Origin of the sequence: Streptomyces sp. NPDC057565 (assembly GCF_042801455.1) — a bacterium.
Classification (GTDB): Bacteria; Actinomycetota; Actinomycetes; order Streptomycetales; family Streptomycetaceae; genus Streptomyces; species Streptomyces yanii.
Genome location: NZ_JBHVFU010000052.1, coordinates 1 through 24,485 on the forward strand (window position 1 = coordinate 1; position 24,485 = coordinate 24,485).

The following is a 24,485-nucleotide window of genomic DNA, read 5'->3' on the forward strand; positions in this document are numbered from 1 at the left end:
ACAACCCCAGGCCCTTCGTCTGGACGAAGACCGCCGACGAGATCTTCGAACGCCTCACCGGATATCTAAACCGAATCAAAGACTCAGGACACTAGCGGATCCGGAGTCGTTTGAACTGGTGGAGCCAGGCGAAGGTCCGCTCGACGACCCAGCGGGTCTTGCCCAGGCCGGGACCGCGAGCTGTGCCTTCCGGGCGATCATGGACGAGCTGATGCGGCGCCGGGGACATGGCGCCGACCACGACGACCCTGCCCCGGACCGCGGCCCAGGCCACGAATACGCCGAGCTGGCCGGCGGCCACGGTTCTTCAGCTCATCCCCGCATAGTCCCGGCTGCTCAGGGCTGATTCCACACGAGCGTGTAGCGCCAGAACAGCCGTCGTCGCAGCCGCGCGCCGGGAAGGACGTTCCTGGTTTCACGGACGATGTCATCGAAGGTCATGTCTGCTGGGCGAGTGCGAGCCGTCATCGAGACAGGCCGGGGCGAGGGGCGGCCCCTGTTCTTCAGCCAGCCCATAGCAGCGTTGGCGGGCACGGCGACGGCACCGAGCAGATAGTCCACAGGGGACTTCGCGCGGGACAGGCCGACGATCACCAAGGTTCCTCCCGGCGTCAGTTGACGGCGGAAGCAGGTGAGTGCGTGGGCGAACGGCAGATGGTGGATCGTGGCGACGCAAGTGATGACGTCGTATGAGCCCTCAGGCAACTCGACTGCTGCATCCGCGACACCGAAGGTCACGGGAAGCGCGGCAGGAGTCAGCCTCTGGGCCTCGGCCGTGATCACGGGATCGGAATCCACTGCCTTCACGGCGGCGGCACGTCCGGCCAGGAGCCTTGCGAGGTCACCGCTGCCGGAGCCGACCTCCAGGGCGCAGTTGAAGCGTCTCGGCAGCTGCCGCAGGATCCAGCGGTGGTAATGGGCGTTGTGATCCCAGGGATAGGCGGCATTGAACCGTTCCAGAGCCCGCAGGACACGAGGTGAAAGGATCTTCATCCACCCAGTCCACCAAGTCCCGGCGGCATGCGCACCCCGTTCTGGAACAAAGATCAACCGCTCCCCGAACTGCCGGACGCAGTCCAGGCAAGCCAGTTGAAAGTCGTCTACCCAGCAGTCACTGACCCTCCCGGCGCCCAACACCGTTGCCAGTTCGCGCCGACATTCCTATGCGCAGTGATCGACAACTGCTTCTGAGACTCGTCGTCGCTGCTGGACTACCTGGGGCAGCGGCCGAACACCATGACCGCGACCAACCCCGACGCCCGATGGCTCTTCCCCTGCCGTCGGGCCGGACAGCCCATGACCCCGGAGACTCTGGAACTCCGGCTCCGCCACCTGGGCTTCCCGACCCAGCGAGGACGCACAGCGGCGATCCGCCACCTCGTCCTCCAGACTCCGGCCCCGGTGGTCGCCCGGATGCTCGGCTACCACGACGACACCACCGCCCAGCTCGCCGCCGAGGCCGGAGGAACTTGGCAGCACTACGCCCCAGGCGACCACTCACGGCGACCACGAGCCCACACCGACAGGTGAACACTCAACTCCCGACTACGCGAGGTCGCCAGTTCTGAACCCCCTACTCGGACGAGCGGAAGCCCCGGTCAGGGGAGAGCGGCGCGCATCCGGTCGACCAGCGCGATCCCGATCCGCCACGCCTCCAGGTGCAGGGTGCCGACCCTGCTGTCGACCAGTGCATGGAACCTGGCGGGGCTGATCGTCGCCTTACCGCCCAGGATGGTCTGCAGATGGTTGATCTCGTGCACCTCGTGTGCGAGTACGGCGACAATCGCCTCGTCGGATTCCAGGACGTCCGGACGCAGTCGTACCACCATTACGGCCGTCTCCTCCTCGATCGGCTCGGCTGTCCAGTACGTCGGCCGGAGGCCGGGTTTGGGCGGGCGGATCGTGTCCGTCAGGTCCTTCCAGCCGACCTGCTGCGTGGAGGGGGCCCTCTTGCCGTACCGGGCGAACGCGTCGGCACCGAGACTGGGATCGAGCCGGATGAGGACGTCGTCCCCGATGTGGACGCCCTGTGACCTGGCCAGGGCTACGGCTTCGGGCAGCGTCCTCGGGCCGCCCGGATTGAGCCGGAACACATGGTCGCCGTACCGCAGGGGCGGCTTCGTGGCCGCGCCGCCGATCTGCCGCTTCGCCGAACTCAGTACGGCGTCGACGAACTCCTGCTCGGTGCCTGCGAGTCGGCCCTCGGCGGCCAGCACCCTGGCTTGCGCGCGGGCAGCCTGTTCCAGGCCCGTGAACTCCTTGGCCGCGACCGCCAGCTTGGCGAGCCGGGCCATGTTTCGGACGGCGACGATCGCAGCGCCGACGTCGGCCACGGCTCCCAGGACGGACACCGCGAGCCAGACGATCGACGGGTCCTCGCAGGCCAGCGCGAAGTGGTGCGGACGCTGGCCACGGATCCCCGGATTCGGGAGGTCACACCAATGTCAACCTCGGGCAGAAGCCCTGCGTCAAGGATAGTGGCGAACTCCATGGTGTACGCCGTAGCCAGCAGGGTGCGCACACGGCCGTGTTGGGTGTCGCCGGGCGGATCGACCAGACTGGTGAGCTGCGCGGGATCACTGAGCCGTACCATCTGCTGGTCGACAAATTCGCTCATGGAATCGCCCTTCGGGGATCGTCGGGCCGACGGCTGTCGCATATGTGCCGTGCATGTGCCAGTGTGCGACCGGTGACACCTCTTCCCGGGGACCACGGGCGGCACCGGCGTGGCGCCACTGTTCTTCGTCGCCGCCTTCCCCTGCCGGTCGATGGCGGCATCGAGGCAGGCGTCGTCGCGGGTCCGCAGTGTCTCGACGCTGACCGGACCAAGATTTCTTTCGTGGTAAAGTACCGGCATGCTTATCGAGGTTGACAGACCGTAGCCGCCGGGCGTCGACGACGCTATCGGCCTGTGCCACTGACTCCGGTCCGCAATGGCCAGGATGTGGATGACGCGCACGGTTAAACACTTCCGCGCTTTGAAGTGCATACCCTGGCACACCTTTGGCCAGTGCGCCTCACATTCCTTTTTGCTCCCTGCCGGAGTACCCCGAATCAGCCTCCCCTCGTGGCGCGTTCACAGCATGCACTGACTCCTTCGGCGACGTCGAAATTTTGTTCAAGCCGTGATTCTTCCGGTCCGGAATCGGACCGGCACGGCTGACGTCGTCCGAGGAATGAAATGTGCATTCCGTCCTGTGCGGTTCCGTCCTGTGTTCCCGTCGTCGTGCGTCGGACGGCGCCCATTCTCTTTGAGGACCATCTCTCGTCAGCACCATGCCTGGTCCGCCGGGAGAGAGATCACGTGGAAGATTGTGAGCATCACCTCATGACGAACCAGCACCATGCGAACAAATCGAGTGACCGGGCTCGACGGTCTCGCGTTGCACTCGCCAACCCTCCCCCCGGTACCCGACTCGCGCGTATCCGGGAGCATCTCGAATCGGTGGGCGCGCCCGATTTCCGCTACCGGCAGTTCGTGAGCGCCCTTCGCCGCGCGGAAGCCGAGACCTTCGACACCGTTCGCGAGTTGCCCGCCGAACTCAGGGCGGGACTCACCGAGAAGTTCGGGCCGCGCATGCTTCCCATCGTCCCGGTCGCCCGCCAAGCAGAGGACCAGGTCGAAAAGGTCGTCTTCGAGTCGGATCCGGGAACCCGTTTCGAGACCGTTCTCTCCCGCTACAGGGCCGGATGGACTTCTCTCTGTGTCTCGTCACAGGCCGGATGCGGACTGGGCTGCACTTTCTGCGCCACGGCCGCCGTCGGCCTCGCCAGGAACCTGACGGCCGACGAGATCTACGCGCAGGTCATGCATCCGCATTGGCGGCTTCCGGACAGATCCCTGCCGGAGAGCGTGGCGTTCATGGGCATGGGCGAGGCACTGGCCAACCCGCATGTGTTCGATGCACTGTGCCTGCTTTCGGGAACTGGCTACGGGGAACTGTCACAACGCCGTATCACAGTTTCCACTGTGGGCTTCGCGCCCAATCTGTCGAGGCTCACCAAGGAATACCCACAGGTCACGATCACACTGTCCGTGCATTCACCGTTCACGGACGAACGTGCGCAACTGATTCCGCTGGAGAAGAGATTCCCCCTCACCGAGAACCTGGCGATTCTGGATGAGCACGCGGGCACGGCACGCCGCAAGATCTACCTCGCGTATCTGCTGATCTCCGGCGTCAACGACACCGAAGACCACTTGCATCAGCTCGCCCGACTCGTGGCGTCGCGATCCCGGCCGGAACTTTTCCACGTGAGCGTGATCCGGTACAACCAGGCCCTGGGAGCACATCCCGCCTACCGGGCGCCCTCGAAGACACATGTCAGTCAGTTCGTCACAGGCTTGCGCGAACGTGGCATCCACGCCACCAGACGACGCCAGCTCGGCTCGTCCATCGATGCCGCCTGCGGCCAACTGCACGCCCGCTACGCCGCCTCCGCCCCTTCCGGCGGCCCCCTCACCGGTCTTCCGCCGATGAGTCCCGCCGTGGACCGACTGCTGCAGATCGGACGGCCGGGCCCGCCGGAGTCTCGTCGGACGGCAACCGGCTGAAGCACGGAACAGGGCATCGGTACGACGACCGGAGGCGCGCGCCTGCGTCCCGGCGTCGGCCGTCCACATCATGCACAGCACCACGGCCGTCGGTGGTCCATGCCCCGCCCCGGCACCCGTGATACCCGCCCCATAGTCCTGGAGGACATATGAACAACCATCGTGACCGAGGCCAGCACACGGTCCCGCCCGTGCCCTTCGACCCGGAACTGAACCCCATTCTGGAGAAAATGGGGCCCCCGCACGAGAATGCGCCGCTGTCGGCTGACGACATCCCCCGGTGGCGTGCGCAACTCGCAACGGCAGACCCCTCACTCGATCAGCTGCGCGACCATGGCAGGTTCGAGATCCAACAGTTCCTCGCGCCCGGCCCGGACGGAGCACCAGACGTCTCGCTCCTCGTCGCACGCCCCACCGGCCTGCGCCAACAGGCGCCGGTTGTCTACCACATGCATGGCGGAGGCATGATCGGCGGATTCAACCGCACCGGCATGCAGACGATCCTCCAGGAGTGGGCTGAGCCCCTCGAACTGGCCGTCGTATCCGTCGGCTATCGGCTGGCACCCGAACACCCGTACCCAGCGGCGATCGAGGACTGCTATGCCGGGTTGGTGTGGCTCGCCCGACACGCCGGGACACTCGGTATGGACCCCCAACGCATTATCACCGCCGGCGGCAGCGCCGGCGGGGGCCTCACTGCTGCCTTGGCCCTTATGACCCGCGACCGGAAAGGGCCCGGCATCCTTGGCCAGTTGCTGATGTGTCCCATGCTCGATGACCACAACGACAGCTCCTCGGCACACCAGATGACCGGCCTGGGCGTGTGGGACCGCCGCGCCAACGACCTGGGCTGGACCGCTCTTCTCGGCAAGGACAGGGGCAGCTCGCAGGTCTCGTGCTACGCCGCGGCCGCCCGCGCAGCGGACCTGTCCCAGTTGCCGCCCGCCTATATCGACGTCGGTGCTGCAGAAACCTTTCGCGACGAATGCATCCAGTACGCGATGCGCATCTGGCAGGCCGGCGGGGACGCTGAACTGCACATATGGTCAGGTGGGTTCCACGGCTTCGATCAACTGGCGCCACACACCGAAGTCTCCCGAGACGCCCGCCGGACCCGCTTCCGTTGGCTCTGCCGTCTGCTGAGCCGCGAGGTCCGCCAGGCGTCTTGACCGGCCCCCTCCGCAGCCGCTGCGGGAAGGTCGTGGCCGCACTGAAGGAGCTGGTGGAGTCGCTGAAGGGGGCGACCCCAACGACTCCGACACCTTCATCGGCCCGACGATCCGCCCCGACCAGCGCGAGCGGGTGCGCAACTGTATCCAGCTCGGCATCGAGGAGGGCGCCCGCCTGGTCACCGGCGGCCCGAAGATCTCCGAGGGACTGGAGAAGGGCATCTACGTCACGCCGACCGTGTTCGCCGACGTCGACAACCCGATGCGGATCGCCCAGGAGGAGATCTTCGGCCCGGTCCTGGTCGTCGTCGCCCACGACGACCAGGACGACGCCGTCCGCATCGTCCAGCTGCGCCGGAGGATACGCGCGTCAATCCGTCCCGCAAACGGAGCAACGCAGAAACGGTTCGAACTCCGGACGATCAGCGGGCTCCCCGCCCGGCTCGCTCGGCTGCTCCTGCACGAACGCGGGTCAGGACCTGGGATCGATGTGGCTGTTCTCCGGGACATGGGTGTGCAGGTAACAGCCGCCCCGGGCCCCCAGACGCCCGGTGAGCGGGCCGAGACGAAATCGGTCGGAGGATCCATGAGCCAGGTGTCCGGCGCACCCAGGAGCGTACCCATGTGTTGAGTTTGCTCCAGCCCTTGCAGGGGTGTCGGCCGACCTGGCGCATACTCGGCCGCTGACACGACAGTGCAGGAGGAACAGAGCTTCGGTCTGGGGAACGACTGCGCCGGCGCGGCTGGTGCGGGTACCACCGGGCGGATCTTCGAGCGCGCGACATCCATATCTCGGGCATGTCGGCCGAATGCCCAATCCGGCCTGATCGCGCGACCGGAAACCGTCTCACGCCGTGGACCTTCGTCCGGAAACGCACGCCGAGTTGCGCCAACGCGCCCTGGCTTTCGGGCATTGGCCTCGGTGCTGGCGCCGAGGTCAATGCCGCCCCGTCGGTAGGACCTGGCTGTAGTGACGGGCCACGGCCGGAGCTGCTGGACGCTGAGTTGCAGGCCTCTGGTGACGGGCGGAAACTGATGCTGTAGCACGCGCGCGCATGGATCGCCCGTTGAAACCGGAAGCGTATTCTCCTCCAGGGAGAGAACTCCGTGCCCGGCACAGCAATTGGCCAACTTCGATTTGAAGACGTCCTCGCGCCGCGGCATCTCAAGGCGGGACGTGCGTGCTCTTCAGGTAGTTGATCCCGTCGACCTCCTTGAATGTGTCCATACCCAGTATCGCGGGGCAGCGCCTTTCGTTCGTCGCAGGCGTCGACGGCTCGAGGCAGCATCTGACGGACCGACAGCACTGTTCTCATGGGACTGCCTCGAGGTGGACATACGGGTCTCGGATCAGACGACGGTGAGGCTGCTCGTCAACCACTTCAGCCCAATGTCGGCACGCGTACCACCACCCGCGAAAAGCGCGAGCGTCAGGTGGATGAGGTGCGCTACCGCACCGATCGGAGCACATCCCATGACCGACGACATCCGAGGCTCCTCGCTCAGGTCCGTGGCCACGACGCCGTGTGCGATCGTGCCACCGCATCTGCTCAACCGGCTGGCCCGAGCTGAGGACCCGGCCGTGCACGAGCCCGCCCGCCGCACCCTTGCGCTCGACGCGGCAGAACGCGCCCAACGCAGGCTGACGGCCGAGATCGGCCCGACCGCCGCCCCGCCGACGCGCGGCCCCGACCACTCCGACCGCACCATCTGCGACGTCGAGCACCGGCAGGAGTTGCCCGGCAGACGCGTACGCGGAGAGGGCGAGGCCGACGTACCGGACACCTCGGTCAATCAGGCCTACGACGGCCTCGGAGCCACCTTCGACTTCTATCTGCAGACCCTGTCCCGCTCGTCCATCGACGGGGCCGGCCTCCCGCTGGACGCCAGCGTTCACTACCGCCGGGACTACGACAATGCCTTCTGGGACGGCGAGCAGATGGTCTTCGGCGACGGGGACGGACACATCTTCGGCGACTTCACTCAGTCCCCCGACGTCATCGGCCACGAGCTCACCCACGGCGTCACCCAATACACCGCCAACCTGGCATACGTGGGCCAGTCCGGAGCTCTGAACGAGCACCTGTCCGACGTATTCGGGTCCCTGGTCGAGCAGTACGCCAAGGGCGAGACAACCGAGGAAGCAAACTGGCTGATCGGAGAGGAACTGCTGCGCCCCGGAGTACAGGGCGTCGCGCTGCGCTCGATGAAGGCGCCAGGCACCGCGTACGACGACGATGAGCTCGGCAAGGATCCGCAGCCTGCCCACATGAACGACTTTGTGCAGACCTTCGCCGACAATGGCGGCGTGCACATCAACTCGGGCATCCCCAACCACGCTTTCTACCTCGCCGCCACCCGGCTTGGCGGCCACGCCTGGGATGGCGCCGGCCGTATCTGGTACGACGTGCTCACCGGCGGCACGCTTGCCAGCGACGCCGACTTCACGTCCTTCGCACGGCTGACCGCGGACGCCGCCGACGCCTACGGGCCACAGGAGCGCGATGCGGTACTCCAGGCGTGGGATGCGGTCGGCGTACCCACGGCCTGAGTCGGCCAGTGTCCCGGTAGAACTGAGTTGCAGCTCGCCGACCAGGGCATCCGGGTGTTCGGACTGCACGTCGGCTTCATGGACACCGACATGAGCCGTCGGGTCGCCGGGCCGAGTCCGTGCGTGATTGTCTCCGGCTCGGGTCGGTCAGCGGCGACGGCTCAGTTCATGCGGCGAGTGCTTCCTTGACGATGGCCTCGATGTACAGGCCCGTGGTGTCGAGCAACGGTGTTTCGGGAACATCCGACTGCTTGACGAGCAGGCCGAACTCCGTGCACCCGAGGACAACGGCCTCGGCACCCGCCGCGTCGAGCTTCCCGATGATGTCCGTGAACGCCGCACGGGACTCCTGCGTGAACTGCCCTCGGGTCAGTTCCTCAAAGATCAGCCGGTGGACAAACTCCCGGTCCGCCACCCCGGGGGCGATGACTTCGAACCCGTGGCTGCCGAGCCGGTCGTGGTAGTAGCGGCCCTCCATCACCGGACGGGTACCCAGCAGCCCGAGCCGTTGCGCACCGAGACGGCCTGCGGCGTCGGCGACCGCATCCGCGATGTGCAGCAGCGGCAGCCTGGTGCTCGCCTCGATGGCCGAGGCCACCACGTGCCCTGTGTTGCTGCCAATGGCGAGGAAGTCGGCGCCGCTCGTCTCCAGCGCGCGTGCCTTTGCGGCCAGGTAGCCGCCCAGGTCGTCCCAAGCCTCGGCCTGGACGCAGCGGTCGACCACGGCGAAGTTCACGCTCGACAGCAGGAGTTCCGCGCTCTCGTGCCCGCCCAGCAGTTCATTGACGCGGTCGTTGATGCGCCGGTAGAAGTCCACGGTGGCGACACTGCTCATGCCATGGAGGAGTCCGATGGTCTTCACTGAGAGCCTTTCCATAGTGGCGGGGGCACGTCGCGGATGCCTCGCAAGCGTTGACGACATGTTCATTCCAACATGCCCCCGCCGCCCGGACAGGGCCAGTCGCGGAGAATCGGACTGCCTGGTGTAGGTGTGGGCGGCGGGGGGCTCTGTCGGCAGACCTGGGTCAACCGACCGCCGGGGCCTTGGCCAGGCCGCGCTTGACCTGCCGAGTGGTGTCGTCGGCGAGGATCTCGGGCACACCGGCCTCGATGCCGTCCAGCGCCTGGGCCGCGACCTCGGCGGGGTCGGCCTTGTCCTCGGTGGGCATGTTCGCCGTCATGTCGGTGTCCATGAGGGCGACGTGCAGCGCGGACACGGTGATGCCGCGCGGCGCGAGCTCTTCGCGGGCGGCGCCGCTCATCGCCCAAGCAGCCGCTTTGGACGCCGCGTAGGAGCCGGCCTGGGCCGGGTGCCACCAGGAGATCACGGAGAGGATGTTCAGGACGGCGCCGCCGCCGTTCTTCTCGATGACCGGGGCGAAGGCGCGCGTCACGGCGAGCGGTCCGAAGAAGTTGGTGTTCATCTCGGCGTGCACCGCGTCCATGTCACCGCCGATCAGGGGGTTGTACCGGGCGATCCCCGCGTTGTTGATCAGCACCGTTGCGTCCGAGGCAATGCGGGCAGCCTCCCGGACCGATGCCTCGTCCGTCACGTCGAGACGGAGCGGCGTGACACCCTCCAGGTCCACAGTCTCCGGCCGGCGTGCCGCCGCGTAGACCTTCGCGCCGCGCCGGAGCAGCTGCTCGGCGAGGTGGCGCCCCAGTCCGCGGTTGGCGCCCGTCACCACGGCGGTCGCACCCTTGAGTTCCATGATCGGTTCCCTTTCGCCGCGGGGCCGGAAGATCGGCCCCGCAATTAGATTATGAATCCAATCTATGTGGGCGCGTACGATAGATGTCAAGTCGCATCTAAGTGGGAGGTGGGCATGGGCCGCGTGTCACAGGCGCAGGCGCGGGAGAACCGGCAGCGTGTGGTGGAAACCGCAGCGCGGCTCTTCCGGGAGCAGGGCGCCCAGGTCAGCGTCGCCGACCTGATGAAGGCCTCCGGACTTACGCACGGCGCGTTCTACAAGCAGTTCGCATCCAAGGAGGCGCTCTTTGACGAGGCCACCGCCCAGGCATTCGACGCGGTCGTTCACGGCACGGACCGCCACCACGTTCCATTGGATGCGTCACCCCACGAGCTGATCGACGCCTATCTGTCCGCCGAGCACCGCGACGACACCGCAGAGGGCTGCCCGGTGGCCGCGCTCGCCGTCGACATCGCGAGGGGGCAAGGCGGTCCCGCTGCCAGGGACAGGTTCAGCAAGGGGGCGGCCGAGTTCGCGCAGCACCTCGCCACCGGCGAGAACGACGGCCTGAGCAGGCTGAGCCTGATGGTCGGGGCGCTGATCCTGTCGAGGGCCACCCAGGGCACGCCCATCTCGGAGGAGATCCTCGCCGCAGCCCGCGCAGCGCTGACCGCTGCTGACTGATCCGTCGGACTGCCGGGCGATGATCGAGGTCGGCCCCCTTGCGACAAGGAGTCATGACCATGATGCAGCGGCCGTTGAGCGTCGGTGTACTGCCCCGTTCGACAACCGTTGCTCCAGCAGGCAGTGGGCCGGGGCAGCCGGGCATTCCTACAGCCGCGTGGCCGGAGCAGCAGGCATGATCACGTCGACTCCGTAGCGTCGGTGAGCACGATCCTGAACGTGACCGATTCTGGCTCGCCGTCCTCATCTCGCTGATACCGCGTGGCCGGTGGGCCGCAAGTCTTCTTCGCCGCTCCCGGTACTTTGCCGGCCTGGTACCGCAAACTGATCGCCAGTGCGTGGGACTACTGCGCCCGCAGTTCCCGTATCGGACGGCCGTCGACGGCGCGGCCGCGCTCAAGAGTCTCGTGCTGTGCCCGGCTGATGAAAATCCCCGCTGGGGCAACCGCCGCATCCAGGGCGAACCGGTCCGGCTCGGGCACCCCATCGCGGCCTTCACGGTCTGGGAGATCCTGCACGCAGCAGGCATCGACCCGGCCCCGCGCCGCTTTGGCCCCACCTGGCGCGGCTTCCTCACGGCGCAGGCTCAGGGGATCCTTGCCGCGGACTTCTTCCATTGCTGGGCCCTCCTCTCCGACAACTGCTCCGACTTCGGCGTCCAGCGGCTGTGCCGGGTCCTTGGTGTGTCCCGCTCCGGCTTCTACCGGGACCGGGCGACTGCCACGGCCCGCGCCGAGCGCCAGGCGGCCGAAGAACGGGCGGTCGTAGAGATCCGCGCCATCCACGTTGAACACCACGGCGCCTACGATGCCCCCGCGTGCGTGCCGAACTCCGGTCGCGCGGGCGGAAGATCGACCGCCAGCGTGTGGTCCGGCTGACTCGCGCAAACCACATCGTCCACCGGCACCTGCGGCGCAAGAAGCGCACCACGATCGCGGACAAGACCGCGCCTTGCGTCCCGGACCTGTTGATGCGCGACTTCAGCGCGGACGCGCTCAGCACCAAGTGGTGCGGCGACATCATCTACATAGCCGTCGGCTCCACCTGGCTGTATCTCGCCACGGTCATCGACAACTGCCCGCGCCGCGTGATCGGCTGGTCGATCGCCGACCACATGCGCACGTACCTGATCACCGATGCGATCGAGATGACGGTCGCCGCCCGCGGCAGCCACGTTAGGGCGTGCATCGAATGTGCTGGTCGCCGACGTGACACCGTCGGCGAGCGATCCAAAACCACGTGCAACCTGCGCCCAGTCATGCTGGGATCATTCGTTATGAATGTCCATTTTCTCGATGACGCCGACTTGACGGACAAGATGGAGCAGAATCTGGCGGAACATGCCTGTCACCTGCATCGGAGCATGAGAGGTGCGACTGTTGCAGAGACTGATGACCTCCTAGTCGCCGACAGCGGCTTGGACGACGACACTTTCAACATCGTTGCCGCGGCCCGTTTCACCGTCACCACCGCTACGGCACGTATCACCGAGACCGCCCAGACACTGGCTCGCACCGGCCGCCGCTTCTCCTGGTGGGTGGGGCCCGCCTCGAGGCCACCGGACCTCACCGCCCGCCTGACGGCGGCTGGTCTGCCAGCATCCGAACGCGAGACGGCGATGTGGGCCGAACTGGACGACACCCTGCCGCTGCCCGCCGCCCCAGGACTGGACATCCGGACGGTGGCCACGCCCGAACAGCTCGCCGACTACGCCGCGGTTCTCGCCGCGAACTGGACCCCGCCCGCTGATACCGTCCGCCGCTTCTTCACCCAGGCCGCCCCGCAGGCCCTGGCCGCGCACTGTCCGGCCCGTTACCTGGTCGGTTACGTGGACGGCCGTCCGGTCTGCTCGGCCGAGGTGTTTCATCACGCGGGGGTTGCCGGGATCTACAACATCTGCACCCTGGCCGCCCACCGCCGACGTGGCTACGGCGGTGCCATCACACTTGCCGCACTCCACACGGCCCGCGACCGAAGCCACCGCATCGCGGTCCTGCAGGCGTCCACCGACGGCGAGCCCGTCTACCGCCGCCTGGGATTCCGCTCCTGCGGCCAGTTCACCGAACACACCATCAACCCCTGAACACCCCGAACTCCACAAGCCACCTGCCCACTTTCACAACAATCCTGGTCACAGCCACTCGTTGATGGCCGCGACGAGAACGGTCGCTTCGTAGCGGACCGCGAGCTTGTCGTACCTCGTGGCAACCGCCCGGTTCCTCTTGAGGCGAGTGATGCCGCACTCGACCGCATGGCGCTCGCGGTAGTCGGCCTTGTCGAATTTCGGCGGCCGGCCGCCGCGGGAGCCGAGTTTCTGGCGGTTGCGGACGTGGTCGGCCTTGTCCGGGACGGTGCAGCGGATCCCGCGTTCACGCAGGTAAGCGCGGTTCTTTCGAGAGGCATACGCCTTATCCGCGCGCACGCGATCGGGCCGGGTGCGGGGCCGGCCCGGCCCGATGCGGGGCACACAGATCGCCTTCAGGACGGGCTCGAACTGCGGGGAGTCCCCGCGCTGCCAACGAGGGGTTGCACATCAGTTCCATCCTGAAACACATCGCGTCGCTGCCGCTCACCACGGGGCAGCGGGCGCTGCTGGCCGGCGTGGGGCCGGAGTCGAGGCTGGGCCATTCTCCGGCGGCCATCGGGGCCACCGGTGCCGCCGCCGGGCCGGTCCCCGCCGTCACTGGTGCCGCTGCCGGACCGGCCGCCGCTTCCGCCACCACCCGCGCGGTGCACGAGGAGATCATCGGCGAAGTGGCCGCCAAGTGATACTTGCCGTCCAAGACGCAGCAGACCGCCGAGCCCCGGGAGACCGCCGAGGGACTGAGCCTGGACCCCGCCATGTGGCGGTGGTGCCCGGGCTGGCTGGCCGCCAGGAGCGATCTCGACGCGTGGACCATCACCCTCGTCTTCCGCGACGTGGCGGCGTACCGCGACGACCAACGGATCCGTGAGGCGGTCCTGGGCTGCGTGCTCGAGACCGTGCCGGACGCGGGCCAGATGGTCCTCGTCAGCCACAGCCTGGGCACGCTCGTCGGCATGGACCGCCTCACGCGGCTGCCTCCCGGTGTGGAGGTCGTCCACCTGATCACAGCGGGCAGTCCGCTCGGCTCGGCATGGACAGCCTGCGCCGACTGCTGTCCGGCGGGCCCACAAGCCCGGAGAAGGTGGCGGACTGGCTCAACGCATGGTGCCCGACCGACGCGGTGGCCGTCGGATGTCCGCCGGCCGACGACTGGGCGGACAGCCCGACCGACCTCGCCGTCGTCAACGCCCGGGACCGGGCCCACGGCATCGGGGAGTACCTCTCCCACGCCGCCGTCGCCCGGTCGATCGGCGGTCGCCTCGCCGTCTGAGCGCCGGCAGGGCGATCGGACTGCTGCGGGAGGCCTCGATGCCCCGGTTCCTTCGCGCCCGCCGTGTCCCACCCTCCGCACGCGACGATGCGGGCTGGGCCGGCGACGCCTAAGAGCTGTCCCGCAAAGATCCGGCGGTGGTCCCAACTTCGATGGTCGCAGAGCCACGCGGCATGATGACCTCCGTGACGAACAGCGCGGAGATGCACCCTGACCGGATCCCCGGCTACGACGGCGGCCCCTTCACTCACCGCCCCGAGCTCTTGGACGAGAGCCTGTTCTGGCTCGGCCACCTGCACAACTGCGCCCAGAGCGAGGACGCCGAGGAACTGCTGCTCAGCGCTGACGGCGAGCAGGCAGCGGACCTCCAGCGCCAGCTGCTGGAAGGGGACGACTGGCCCGTGTTCACTGTGCCGCTTGTCGGCGGCCACCGCCTGTACGTGGTGTACCGCGCCTTCGAGGAGGACGAAGGCATCGACTACCTCCTGCACCACCCCGACTGGGACCACGCCGAACACCTCGCACAGGACGAAGGGCACTTCATGGGCCCAGCCCTCTCCTGGGCCGAGCTGACCGCCGCAGCGGACAACGGCCTGCCCGGCGGCAGCACCACTGATCCGCATGCCCGGCTGCTGCTCCTGCTGCCCGCATTCGGCGATGACGCTGTACCCGATGGCGCCGTCGACCGCCTGGCGGCAGCGCTTCGCGCCCGCAGTCAGATCGAGGCCCCCGATCGGCTCGCTGCCGCCCTGCTTGAGGACCAGGGACTGTGCGGTCCCGTGCACTGGACCACAGCCGAGCGTGGCTACTGGATCAACAACGGCGGCCTGTCCTTCCGCAACCCCGCCAACCGCTTCGCCTGGCCTGCCGCACGCCTGGCTCGTGTGAGTGCCGCGCTGGCCCCCTGATCCGCACAGCCGAGTGATAGGTGATGTCGCGGGCGTATTTCCTGTTCGGTTCACTCGCGGTGAAGTCGCGGCCAATCAGGTCGGGAGCCTTTGCCGCGGCCAGGTCAGGGATCGTGGTGCGGTGCCTGCGACGCAGTCGCACGCCCGCCAGGCCGATGCTCCGCATCACGCGCGATTCGCTTGTACTCGGCGGGCCCATCGTCCTTATCTGGGACAACTTGAACGTCCACAAGGACGCCCGGATGCGCGCCTTCATCGACACGCATGACTGGATCACCGCCTGCCACTTGCCGCCCTGCGCGCCCGACCTCAACCCCGTCGAAGGCATGGTCCGTGCTCCGCCGCACGACCCAGGCCAACACCGCCTTCACCGACCCCGACCACCTCCTCCGAGCCCTACGACACGGCCTCCGCCAACTCCAATACCGCAGCGACATCATCGACGGATGCCTCACCGAGACCGGACTCAAACTGACGACACCATGCCTCAAAGCTCAGTAACCCCGGTCGGCGCCGGGGGAGGACTGGCACGGGTCCTCGCGCAGCGGCGAACGCGGACTCGGGGCCCTTCGTGAACCGGCTGACGTCCCACCTGGATCGGCTCGGGAACCGTTCCCCCGGACCCTGCGTGACCTTTTGACGTGTTGTCGGCTGGTGGAGGGGACCGAATGAGAGCGCGGACGATGATGAGCGTGGCGATATCGGCCTGTGTGGCGCTGGTGGCGTGCGCGTGCGGTCCGGAGAAAGCGAAGGAGGACACGGAAGCGAAGCCTTCGCAGCCGTCCGTGTCCACGCGGACCAAAGAGCCATCGGCCATGCCGTCCGTGTCCGCCCGGACCGAGAAGCCGTCGGCCGATCCAGTCGGCGACGGGCCCGCGCCCAGGACGAAGGAGGGCGCGATCCATCGGTATGAGCAGTACCTCCACGCCCTGGGCCGTGAGGACATCGACACGGTCTGCGAAGTGGCCGGGCCCGCCGCGAAGAAGGCACAGGACCAGGGGCTCGGCCCGTGCACGTCGACGTACACCGCCGTGTTCCAGATGATCTCGCCTACGCAGAAGAAGGCCCTGCAAACCGCGACGGGCGATCCGCAGCGCATCGCCGTGCGCACGCCCGACAAGATCGAGATGCCGGTCGAAGCGGTCAGGGCTTCCGCCACCTTCTCCGAGAGCGACCTCGGCAGCTACACCCTGGAGTACCTGAAGAACGACTGGTACATCACCGACTGAATCGTGCTGCCGAAACCGAGCACATCGCGCAGCGCCGGGCGGCCCGCCGATGGCCGGCGAGCACGGTGTGCGGTTTCAGAGACGGAGGCCGGAGAGCCGGGACAGCCTCTCCAGTTCCGGGTTGGCGCGGCGGTGCAGGGACACCAGGCCGCGCAGCACTTCACGGCCCATGGGATGGATGCGGGCCATCTGGGGGTGCAGCGCGCCGTCACGGTCGCCGAGGTCGAGGCGCTACGCGGCCATCGCCCAGAGCCTGCTCGACAACCAGGTCGAGCAGGCCGCTGAGGGTGAATGAGTATCCTGCCGATTCAGTGGCGACTGTCTCGTCTCATGCTAATTGGCCCCTGTCGCAGGTGATCTGGTCCTATTCGCTCGTCGGCTCCGGTGACCTGGTCCGTTGGCGCTACTCATGTCACGCGAGACCTCGACCCGCACGGCGATGAAACCCCGGGATTTCGGTGAGCAGCACGCGCCACTACGGTGGACCGATGTCATCGATCAAGAAGTTCCAAGTCACCTTCGACTGCGCAGAACCTGAGCGCCTTGCTCGTTTCTGGTGCGAGGTGTTGGGGTACGTCGTTCCGCCGCCACCGGAAGGGTTTGCCACCTGGGACGATTTCAAGCGTTCGCAGCCACCTGAGCAGCGGGATTCATGGTTTGCCTGCATAGATCCCTCAGGTGTGGGCCCGCGTCTGTACTTCCAGCGCGTCCCCGAAGGCAAGGCCGCCAAGAACCGGCTGCATCTTGACGTGCGGGTCGGCACCGGACTCGTGGGTGAAGAGCGCCTTGCCGTACTTGAGGCCGAATGCGCTCGACTGGTCCCGCTCGGCGCGGTACACGTGCGAACGCTGTATGACGGCAATGATTCGTGCATCCCGATGCAGGACATCGAGGGCAACGAGTTCTGTATCGACTGAGGGGCCACGAACGTGTCCTCGTTCTGCGCCCATGGGCCAAGACGAAGAACCGCCCCCGACCTTGTCAGGTCGCTGGTCTTCAACTGCTTCGGCTCGCAGGCACGGAAGCTCCGGCGTGGTACGCAGAGGCGACCGCGCCGGAGCGCGAGCGGCACCGGGAGCCCGGCTGTGCATCGCACTTCGGGCAGGGGCGGCGTTCGACGTCGGCCGCGTCCGACTGGTCCGACACGGAAGGGACGTGAGGGTCCGTCATGACCCCGGATCTTCGCACCATGCAAGTCGCAGAAGGGGAGCATGCCCACTTTTGAGTGAGAACGGGTTCCGAGAGCCGATCCAAGGCCATCAAGGGTTCGGCGCCCAGTCCTCGATCTTGCTCCGGCAAAGGGTCGTTCATGAGAAGGGGGTGGCGCTCCGAGCGCGTGCGTGACCGGCCTCCCGCCGGGTTCGTGTGCTGTCATCACTACTGGTTGAGGGCGGCGACCCGGTCCAGGTTGCGCCTCCAGTGCGCCCGCTGCCGTTCGCGCTTTTTGGCGCTCGCCAAGTTTTCCTGGTGGAAGCGGAGCATTGCCCGGGCCCCGTCCTCGGCGGGGCGAGAGCAACGGGCAATGCCGGCCATGGGTTGATCTTGAAGCCATTGACCTGGGAGGACGGCGGCTCGCCTGTACAGCTCAGCAATGCCGACCAGTACAGGCCGCTGCTCGACTGCGCAGGAGCTGTTCTGGCCGCACGTCAGGGCCGGACACGTCCCGTCAGCCCATCGTGCTACGGCGCTGTCATCGGCCACGCGGCGAGTTACGCCTTTGCAGTCCCGATCCGTCGGTTCGTCCTATTCAGGAATGATCGCTACTGCGTCGATCTCCACGAGCGCGCCTGGGCGAGCGTGTCCTGCGGTGGAAACAACCGTGATGGCTGTGCGGTGATCGCCCCACACCGATCGCGACGCCGCGTATCCCACCTGTGCATCGACCCCATTGACAAGATAGATGTTCAGTTTGGCGACATGCTCGGGACCGGTGCCCGCGGCAGCAAGCACAGTCAGCACGTTGCGCATTGCCTGAGCGGTCTGCGCCTCAATACCGTCGAGCAGGTTTCCGGCGCTGTCGGTGCCGAGCTGGCCACCGACATGGAGCATCCGGGCAGCGGGTGTGATCACGCCCTGGGTGAAGGCAGGGTTGTGGTGGAGTTCTTCAGGGTCGAGGTGTGTTGTCTTCGCGGTCATGAGTCTCTCCCGAGAGGTGCCAGGTTGTGTGTGCAGGTAGAGGTCATGCAGCAGGCAGACCTCGGACAGGTGGTGGATCAGCTCGCGGTGGATGTGCAGCACCAGATCGGCCATGGGCATCTCGGGAAAGGCGTCCTTCGCGCCGACCGGGACCCGGAGCCCGGCATCGCCAAGGCCGCGCACCCCGGCAAGCCAGACATCGAACTGGGCCTCGAGCTGGTCCAGCGCGGTGGCCGCGCTGTCGGCGTACTCCCAGGTCTCGTACGACGCCGCCGGCGCGCCGAAGTGAGCCGCGTTGCGCGCGGCGAGCACGCCGGTGATGACATGGCCGAGTCGCCAGGCGATCGTGGCGAAGGTCGCGGGGATCGGCTGGGGGAGGCGTAGTCCATCGTGAAGTTCCCGGCACCGAGTTGCACGGGCGCTGTTGAACTGCCGTGCGGCCGCATGCTCCAGGCGTCCAGCACCGGCGACCAGAAGTACTCGTTGTCGGTGAGGCCCTCTAGCCGGGCCCGGAGCTGATGCTTCCAGTGGAACTCAAGCTGCTCGCGCAGCGTTCGGTTCCAATCGAGTTCGTCTGCGTCCATGGACCCACCCTGACACCCATGGCGGACAGGATCGGTCCGCTATCTCTGGCAGCGTGGGAGGCATGGACGTGGCAAGCGGTGACGAGCGCGATACGACGGAGCGGGTGCTCACCCTGCTCGGGTTGCTGCAGCAGCGCCAGGTCTGGACCGGCCCCGAGCTCGCCGACCGGCTCGGGGTCACAACGCGCACGGTACGGCGTGATGTCGAGCGGCTGCGCACGCTCGGCTATCCGGTGCACGCCAGCCAGGGTGTCGGAGGCGGATACCAGCTCGGCCCGGGGCAGGACCTGCCGCCGCTGCTCCTCGACGACCAGGAGGCGATCGCCACCGCGGTCTCGCTGCTCGCCGGCGCGGGTGGCGCGGTCGCCGGCGCCGGCGACGCCGCACTCAGGGCGCTGACCAAGCTCGACCAGGTGCTGCCCACCCGGCTGCGGCACGAGGTGCGCGCGCTCTCGGGCTCGGTGGAGTCCTTTGACGGAGGCCGCACGCCGGTCGACCCCGAGGTGCTCATGACGCTGGCCAGAGCCTGCCGCGACGAGGTCGAGGCAGGCTTCGACTACCCGTCTGGGGGCGAGGTGCGACGTCGGCGGGTCGAGCCCTACCGCTTGGTCGCCTCCGACCGGCGCTGGTACCTCTTCGTCTACGACCTCGATCGCGAGGACTGGCGCAGCTTCCGCGTCGACCGGATGACCGCGGTGGTGGCCCGGACCTGGCGCTTTTGCCCGCGCGCGGCGCCCGACGCGGCGACGTACGTGCAGGAGGGTGTGGCAAGTCGGGTCTACCCTCACCAGGCGCGCTTCCTCGTGCACGCGTCGGCCGACACGGCGCGCGCGCAGCTTCCGGCGTCGGCGGCCGTCGTACGACACCGAGGGAGCGAACTCTGCGAGGTGCTCAGTGGCGCCGCCAGCCTCGACGCCGTACTCATGCACGTACTCCTGCTGGGGCACGACTTCGAGATACTCGACCGTTCCTAGCCAGTGTGCGTGAGTGAGTCCTGGACCCACTGCTGCGTACTGGGCGCATCCCGAACGGTGTTGGATGCGCTGGGTTCCCGCGTTCGCGTCCCGTTCGGTGACGGCCCTCCGGGGGGCCGGTCCGTTGCGGGTGGGCGGGTTCCCTCACGCCCCCGGTCACCTGGTCCGGCCTGGGCGGTCCGATGCCCCGCACGATCACTCCGGTCGTGCGGGGGCGGTGCCGTCCGACGCCGGACCGGGTGCCCGAGGGCGCGTCGCCCGATCGCGATACCGGCGGCATCGTGACGGGACATCTTTCGGCGGGGGGTGGTCAGCGGTTTCTGCCAGTGCTGGGCACCCCACCGGGAGGTGTAGGCGGGGTCGACCGCGACGATCGCAAGGCCGTGTTCGGCTGCCATGGAGACGAGCCGGGCCTTGAGCCTGCCGGTCGGGATGCCGGAGATGAGCTGCCGGAACCGTTTGCGGCGGCCGTGCTTCTCGCGGGTCTTCTCGGTGCTGAAGTTGAGGTCTTCGATGCCGATCGCGGCGACACCGACTCGCTCGGCCCAGTGGATCAGGCGGGTCAGGGCGTGGCGGAGCTGCGCGTCGCGGTGACCGGCGGTCCCGGACAGGTCGAAGCCGAAGCGGCGCGGGTCGCCGACGGGGTTGCCGTGCCGGTCGAGGTGGTAGGCGGAGAGGTGGTCGGCGTTGGTGTCGACACCGATCATGCCCCGGGCGCGGGCGCGGGCGGTGGCCAGCGGGATGGTCTTCACGACGGGGCGTTGCCAGGACGCGGTGAGGTACCAGCGGCCGCGCTGGGTGTCGAGGTGGATGCGGTAGGCGACGGCCCGGTTCGCGGTGATGCGGTCGGCCCACTCCGCACCCCGGTGCGCGAACGCCACAGTGGAGGCGAGGACGTAGCGGCCGTGCTGGGCGTTGGCCAGGTGCGCGAGCGGAGCAGGCAGTCTGATGGACACTTCGCCGTCCGGGGTGACGCGGATCGTCTCGTTCCCGAACCGCTTCCCCGACTCACCATCCGCCCCGATGAACCAGCGCCCCGCCTCCCACCGTTGCCGCCACTGGCCTTCGGTGAGCCCGGCCTCGGCGAGGTGGTGGCGGGTGTTGAGCAGACGTTTACCGCCCCGCACCACCCGCACCCGTCCGGCCTGCCGGTCGGCGACAGCAGCCGCATGCCGCGCCTCCAGTGCAGCCAGGCGGCGGGACTTGCGGAACCACTCACCCCGGGAGCGGTAGCCGCCCGCGGCCCGCTTCGTTCCGGGTTCACCGATCGGGAGGGACAGGCGGTGCCGCAGCGTCCTGATCCCGGCCTCCACTGTCTGGATGTGTGCTGCCTGGCAACGCCGGGCCAGCGCCCACTGATCGTGCGTGGCCTTGGTGATCGCACCCGCGATCCGCGACGACGACAGCGGCGTCAGGTCCCGCTTACGCGTGGCCCAGGTGTCCGCGTCGTGCTCCACCCCATCCGCACAGCGAGCCTTGAGATCACGCGAAGCCAGCGCACCCTGATGCTCACCGACCGCACGCAGCACCTCCTCGTCCCGGGCCGTGAGGTGCTTGAGCCGGTCCCGGATCGCCACCCCGCAAGGCCCAGGCACCACGAAGGGCGCGGCCAGCTCCCGCACACCACCCACCACATCACCCCCTCCCACCAGGCCGGGCACCTGCCATCCAGCCCAACGAGCAGCAGCCGCCAAAGGTCACCCATTCGACCCCAGAACCCCCGTTCCCACCCCACAAACCCGCCGACAGAACTCACTCCCGCATACCACCACTCACTTCAACTCGGCAAACCGACAGCAGCTCACAACCCCTTGCGCCGGTTCCTCGGCGAAGGGACTCACGGGACTATGGAAGCTGATAGAACGGCACATGGGGATATGTATCGGATTTCTGGAGCCATTGCCTCTACACCTTTTCCGGACTACAGTCCCTTCAGTCCCTGAGGTGCTCCCACCAACCATGTATGGCCTGTTGTTTTCTCCTTCGGGGACCGAACCACGAGATCACAAGGACAATCAGCGTGCCGAGCCCCGGTGAGACCCGCTGGCCTGTCGCCTCCGCCAAGGCTGCGCCGCCGCACGCTGTGGCCCGTTGGTGCGCTGCCCAGGGCTGGCCCGTCCATCCGCTCGCCCCTGGACGCAAGACCCCAGCAGCCAACTGCCGTGAATGCAGGGAGGACCGTCACAACGTGAAGTCCTGTCCCTGCCTGTCCGCGGGCCGTCCCTGCCACGGCTTCCACGCGGCGACAACCAATCCGGAGTACAGCGACGCCTGGTGGAGCACGACCCCGTCAGCAGGTGTGGGAGTCGCCTGCGGCCCGGCCGACTTGGTCGTCATCGACGTCGACGCTCACCCGGCTCCAGTCCCTGACCGCAGTCGACTGCTTCCCGGCATTCCTATCCCCGACACCGTGAACCTCACCGGACTCGCCTCCGGCTTCGACACTTTGGCCCTTCTGGCGGCCTACCGCCGCCGGCCCGACCCCGCCCACGACGAGACCACCCTGCGCGTGCGTACCCCGTCCGGCGGCCTGCACATCTGGTATCGCAACCCCCACCCCGAGATGCGCCTGCGCTGTTCGACCGGCTCCAGCCCCAAGGTGGCCTTGGCCTGGCAGGTCGACGTACGGGCCGACGGCGGATACATCATCGCGCCCACCACCCGCACCAGCCAGGGCCGATACGAAGCCCACGGGCCCGCCCGGACGCCGGCCCCCCTGCCCAACTGGCTGCACGCCGAACTCGTACGGACCGGGCACGTGATCGCACCCCCGCCCTCACCCCGCCTGACGGCCGTGGCCTCCCGCGCCCGGCGCTCCCGCAGATCTGCCACCGCGCACAAGATCTTGGACCCGCTCTTGCGCGAAATCGAACAGTGCGCGGCCGCCCCGGAAGGCACCGGATTCACAGAAAAACTCGACCGCGCCGCCTACACGGCCGGCGGCCTGATCGCGGCCGGGCACCTGGAGCAGGCAAGCGTCTGCGAACGTCTGCTCCAGGCTGCCCATGAGGCAAGACCGTGGCACACAGCCCGAAATGAGCAGATCATCGATGCCGGCCTGGCCGCAGGGGCTGCCCGACCGCTCCACCTCGAAGGACTTCCATGAGCAGCGCCGAGAGCGTGCCCCGGTTCGATCCTCAGGCAGCCGCTCAGCAGATGCTCGACCTCCAGGGGGCCGAGCCCACTTCCACCCTGCTGCCCCTCCAGACCACCACAGTGCCCAGCGCACCTGGGCACTCCCCGGCCCGGACTACGCGGCCTGCCCTGCTGCCTCCTTCACTCAGCGACCGCGGAAACGCCCGCCTGTTCGTCCAGCTCTACCGCGACCAGTTCCGGCACGTCGAGGGCCTGGGCTGGTTCGCATGGGACGGCTACCGCTGGAAGCGCACCGGCGGTGAGAAAGCCGCGCTGTGGGCAGCCGGTGAGATGGCCGAAGACATGCCCGAGACCGACCCTCGCGGCATCTTCAGCGAACGTGAACTCGCCCACCACAAGAAGAAGACTCTCTCCACCACCGGGATGAAAGCCCTCCTCACCCAGGCCAAGGCATCTCCGGACCTAGCAATCGACCCCGACACCCTCGACGGCGACCCATACGCCCTGTGCACCCCGGACGGCGTCGTCGACCTCCACACCGGACAGCTGCGCAAACCCGACCCCTCACGCGACTTCCACTCCCGCGCCACCAGCGTCGCGCCCCAGCCCATGGACACCCCCCGCTGGTACACGTTCCTGGCCGACACCTTCGGTGACGACGCCGAAGGCCAGGAGACGATCGACTTCCTGCACCTCCTGCTCGGCTACTCCATCACCGGCGACGTCGGCGCCCAGGTCCTGCCGTTCCTCCACGGCGAGGGCAAGAACGGAAAGTCCGTCCTGCTCGACACCATGATCCAGATCCTGGGCGACTACGCGGACGCCGCCCCGCCCGGCTTCCTCATGGACCGCGGCGCCTACTCCGAGCACTCCACCGAACTCACCGAACTCCACGGCCGCCGCCTGATCGTGTGCAGCGAGCTGAAGCCGAACGACAAGTTCGACGAGGCCCGCGTCCGCCTGCTCACCGGCGGCGACAAGATCAAAGCCCGCCGGATGAGGCAGGACTACTTCTCCTTCACCCCCACCCACCACCTGTGGCTGCTCGGCAACCACCGCCCCGAAGTCTCCACCGGCGGCTTCGCGTTCTGGCGCCGCATCCGCCTGATCCCCTTCACCCAGGTCGTGCCCGCCAAGCACCGCATCGACAACCTCGCCTTCGAACTCGTCCGCGACGAGGGCCCCGGCATCCTGCAGTGGCTCATCGAAGGCGCCCGCCGCTACCTCGCCACACGCGACCCCCTCGAAGGCCCCGACCGCGTCCGCATCGCCACCAGCGCCTATGCCACCACCGAAGACCACATCGGCCGCTTCCTGACCGAATGCTGCACCCGCGACACCGACACCGGCACCGACCTGCGCGTCGAACAAGGCCTGCTCTACGCCGAATACACCTCCTGGTGCAACGCCGGCGAGGGAGTGCGCGCCGCCACCGCCCGCGTCTTCGCCACACGCGTCCGCCAGGAACTCAACCTCGGCTCACCCGCCGACATGATCAAATCCAACGGCCGCAAGTACTACCCCGGCATCGCCCTCCTGGAAGACGAATGAC

Annotated in this window: 19 protein-coding genes and 7 pseudogenes; 18 read left to right on the forward strand and 8 right to left on the reverse strand. The window is 67.8% G+C overall.

All coding sequences use genetic code 11. The annotated features are described in order from the left end of the window. Nucleotides 1–94: 94 nt before the first annotated feature. Nucleotides 95–184, reverse strand: a pseudogene (locus ACFU8W_RS41485) (transposase); the annotation flags it as partial. 152 nt (nt 185–336) lie between these two features. After that, nucleotides 337–993, reverse strand: a complete 657-nt coding sequence (locus ACFU8W_RS41490) for a class I SAM-dependent methyltransferase (RefSeq protein ID WP_384049308.1) — start codon at nt 991–993, stop codon at nt 337–339. Nucleotides 994–1,296: 303 nt separating this feature from the next. Here ACFU8W_RS41490 and ACFU8W_RS41495 point away from each other — a divergent pair, with 303 nt between their 5' ends. Next, nucleotides 1,297–1,530 (forward strand): hypothetical protein, encoded by a 234-nt coding sequence (locus ACFU8W_RS41495; protein ID WP_384049311.1) that lies wholly within the window; start codon nt 1,297–1,299, stop codon nt 1,528–1,530. Between the two features lie 68 nt (nt 1,531–1,598). Here ACFU8W_RS41495 and ACFU8W_RS41500 read toward each other — a convergent pair whose 3' ends face one another. Beyond that, nucleotides 1,599–2,351, reverse strand: coding sequence for a hypothetical protein (locus ACFU8W_RS41500; protein WP_384049313.1), 753 nt, complete (start codon nt 2,349–2,351; stop codon nt 1,599–1,601). A gap of 875 nt (nt 2,352–3,226) precedes the next feature. Between ACFU8W_RS41500 and ACFU8W_RS41505 the strand changes: the two genes are divergently transcribed. From ACFU8W_RS41505 to ACFU8W_RS41520, 4 genes and pseudogenes are all read left to right on the forward strand, one after another. After that, complete coding sequence (locus ACFU8W_RS41505) at nt 3,227–4,555, forward strand: radical SAM protein (protein ID WP_384049316.1); 1,329 nt, start codon at nt 3,227–3,229, stop codon at nt 4,553–4,555. A gap of 191 nt (nt 4,556–4,746) precedes the next feature. Then, the gene (locus ACFU8W_RS41510; RefSeq protein ID WP_384049319.1) at nt 4,747–5,724 is read left to right on the forward strand and encodes an alpha/beta hydrolase; all 978 of its coding nucleotides are present in this window, start codon (nt 4,747–4,749) and stop codon (nt 5,722–5,724) included. 29 nt (nt 5,725–5,753) lie between these two features. Then, nucleotides 5,754–6,067 (forward strand): annotated as a pseudogene (locus ACFU8W_RS41515) (aldehyde dehydrogenase family protein); the annotation flags it as partial. Nucleotides 6,068–7,198: 1,131 nt separating this feature from the next. Next, nucleotides 7,199–8,275: a M4 family metallopeptidase gene (locus ACFU8W_RS41520; RefSeq protein WP_384049322.1), complete on the forward strand. Its 1,077-nt coding sequence runs from the start codon at nt 7,199–7,201 to the stop codon at nt 8,273–8,275. Between the two features lie 166 nt (nt 8,276–8,441). Here the strand turns inward: ACFU8W_RS41520 and ACFU8W_RS41525 are convergent, their stop codons facing one another. Together ACFU8W_RS41525 and ACFU8W_RS41530 are read right to left on the reverse strand one after the other, a co-directional pair. Beyond that, a complete protein-coding gene (locus ACFU8W_RS41525) occupies nt 8,442–9,137 on the reverse strand; it encodes an aspartate/glutamate racemase family protein (protein WP_384049325.1) in 696 nt (231 codons plus the stop codon). A gap of 163 nt (nt 9,138–9,300) precedes the next feature. Beyond that, complete coding sequence (locus tag ACFU8W_RS41530; RefSeq protein WP_384049328.1) at nt 9,301–9,987, reverse strand: SDR family oxidoreductase; 687 nt, start codon at nt 9,985–9,987, stop codon at nt 9,301–9,303. A gap of 114 nt (nt 9,988–10,101) precedes the next feature. Between ACFU8W_RS41530 and ACFU8W_RS41535 the strand changes: the two genes are divergently transcribed. The 4 genes and pseudogenes from ACFU8W_RS41535 to ACFU8W_RS41550 all read left to right on the forward strand — a co-directional run bounded on the left by ACFU8W_RS41535 (nt 10,102) and on the right by ACFU8W_RS41550 (nt 12,733). Beyond that, nucleotides 10,102–10,650, forward strand: a complete 549-nt coding sequence (locus ACFU8W_RS41535; protein ID WP_384049331.1) for a TetR family transcriptional regulator — start codon at nt 10,102–10,104, stop codon at nt 10,648–10,650. Between the two features lie 245 nt (nt 10,651–10,895). Further along, nucleotides 10,896–11,267, forward strand: a pseudogene (locus ACFU8W_RS41540) (integrase); the annotation flags it as partial. A gap of 3 nt (nt 11,268–11,270) precedes the next feature. Next, nucleotides 11,271–11,839, forward strand: a pseudogene (locus ACFU8W_RS41545) (DDE-type integrase/transposase/recombinase); the annotation flags it as partial. A 129-nt stretch (nt 11,840–11,968) separates the two neighbouring features. Then, the gene (locus ACFU8W_RS41550) at nt 11,969–12,733 is read left to right on the forward strand and encodes a GNAT family N-acetyltransferase (RefSeq protein ID WP_384049423.1); all 765 of its coding nucleotides are present in this window, start codon (nt 11,969–11,971) and stop codon (nt 12,731–12,733) included. 48 nt (nt 12,734–12,781) lie between these two features. On the opposite strand, the pseudogene ACFU8W_RS41555 reads toward ACFU8W_RS41550, so the two are convergent. Continuing rightward, nucleotides 12,782–13,147 (reverse strand): annotated as a pseudogene (locus ACFU8W_RS41555) (transposase); the annotation flags it as partial. A gap of 29 nt (nt 13,148–13,176) precedes the next feature. On the opposite strand from ACFU8W_RS41555, the gene ACFU8W_RS41560 reads away from it, so the two are divergent. The 6 genes and pseudogenes from ACFU8W_RS41560 (at nt 13,177) to ACFU8W_RS41585 (ending at nt 17,060) form a co-directional block, all read left to right on the forward strand. After that, a complete protein-coding gene (locus tag ACFU8W_RS41560; protein WP_384049334.1) occupies nt 13,177–13,419 on the forward strand; it encodes a hypothetical protein in 243 nt (80 codons plus the stop codon). 347 nt (nt 13,420–13,766) lie between these two features. Beyond that, nucleotides 13,767–14,006, forward strand: a complete 240-nt coding sequence (locus tag ACFU8W_RS41565) for a hypothetical protein (RefSeq protein WP_384049337.1) — start codon at nt 13,767–13,769, stop codon at nt 14,004–14,006. Nucleotides 14,007–14,191: 185 nt separating this feature from the next. Beyond that, nucleotides 14,192–14,914, forward strand: coding sequence for a hypothetical protein (locus ACFU8W_RS41570; RefSeq protein WP_384049340.1), 723 nt, complete (start codon nt 14,192–14,194; stop codon nt 14,912–14,914). A 164-nt stretch (nt 14,915–15,078) separates the two neighbouring features. Further along, a pseudogene (locus ACFU8W_RS41575) lies at nt 15,079–15,415 on the forward strand (transposase); the annotation flags it as partial. A gap of 314 nt (nt 15,416–15,729) precedes the next feature. After that, a complete protein-coding gene (locus ACFU8W_RS41580) occupies nt 15,730–16,143 on the forward strand; it encodes a hypothetical protein (protein WP_384049343.1) in 414 nt (137 codons plus the stop codon). 488 nt (nt 16,144–16,631) lie between these two features. Then, nucleotides 16,632–17,060: a VOC family protein gene (locus ACFU8W_RS41585; RefSeq protein ID WP_383861929.1), complete on the forward strand. Its 429-nt coding sequence runs from the start codon at nt 16,632–16,634 to the stop codon at nt 17,058–17,060. A gap of 826 nt (nt 17,061–17,886) precedes the next feature. Here ACFU8W_RS41585 and ACFU8W_RS41590 read toward each other — a convergent pair. Beyond that, the gene (locus ACFU8W_RS41590) at nt 17,887–18,591 is read right to left on the reverse strand and encodes a Rid family hydrolase (RefSeq protein ID WP_384049346.1); all 705 of its coding nucleotides are present in this window, start codon (nt 18,589–18,591) and stop codon (nt 17,887–17,889) included. 334 nt (nt 18,592–18,925) lie between these two features. Between ACFU8W_RS41590 and ACFU8W_RS41595 the strand changes: the two are divergent. After that, nucleotides 18,926–19,828, forward strand: a pseudogene (locus ACFU8W_RS41595) (helix-turn-helix transcriptional regulator); the annotation flags it as partial. A 5-nt stretch (nt 19,829–19,833) separates the two neighbouring features. On the opposite strand, the gene ACFU8W_RS41600 reads toward ACFU8W_RS41595, so the two are convergent. Beyond that, a complete protein-coding gene (locus ACFU8W_RS41600; protein WP_384049426.1) occupies nt 19,834–21,468 on the reverse strand; it encodes an IS200/IS605 family accessory protein TnpB-related protein in 1,635 nt (544 codons plus the stop codon). Nucleotides 21,469–21,920: 452 nt separating this feature from the next. Here ACFU8W_RS41600 and ACFU8W_RS41605 point away from each other — a divergent pair, with 452 nt between their 5' ends. Beyond that, nucleotides 21,921–22,943: a bifunctional DNA primase/polymerase gene (locus tag ACFU8W_RS41605; protein ID WP_384049429.1), complete on the forward strand. Its 1,023-nt coding sequence runs from the start codon at nt 21,921–21,923 to the stop codon at nt 22,941–22,943. Continuing rightward, on the forward strand, nt 22,940–24,484 hold the full coding sequence (locus ACFU8W_RS41610) for a phage/plasmid primase, P4 family (RefSeq protein WP_384049349.1): 1,545 nt from the start codon (nt 22,940–22,942) through the stop codon (nt 24,482–24,484). Before ACFU8W_RS41605 ends, ACFU8W_RS41610 begins: the two co-directional genes overlap by 4 nt. Nucleotide 24,485: the final 1 nt, after the last annotated feature.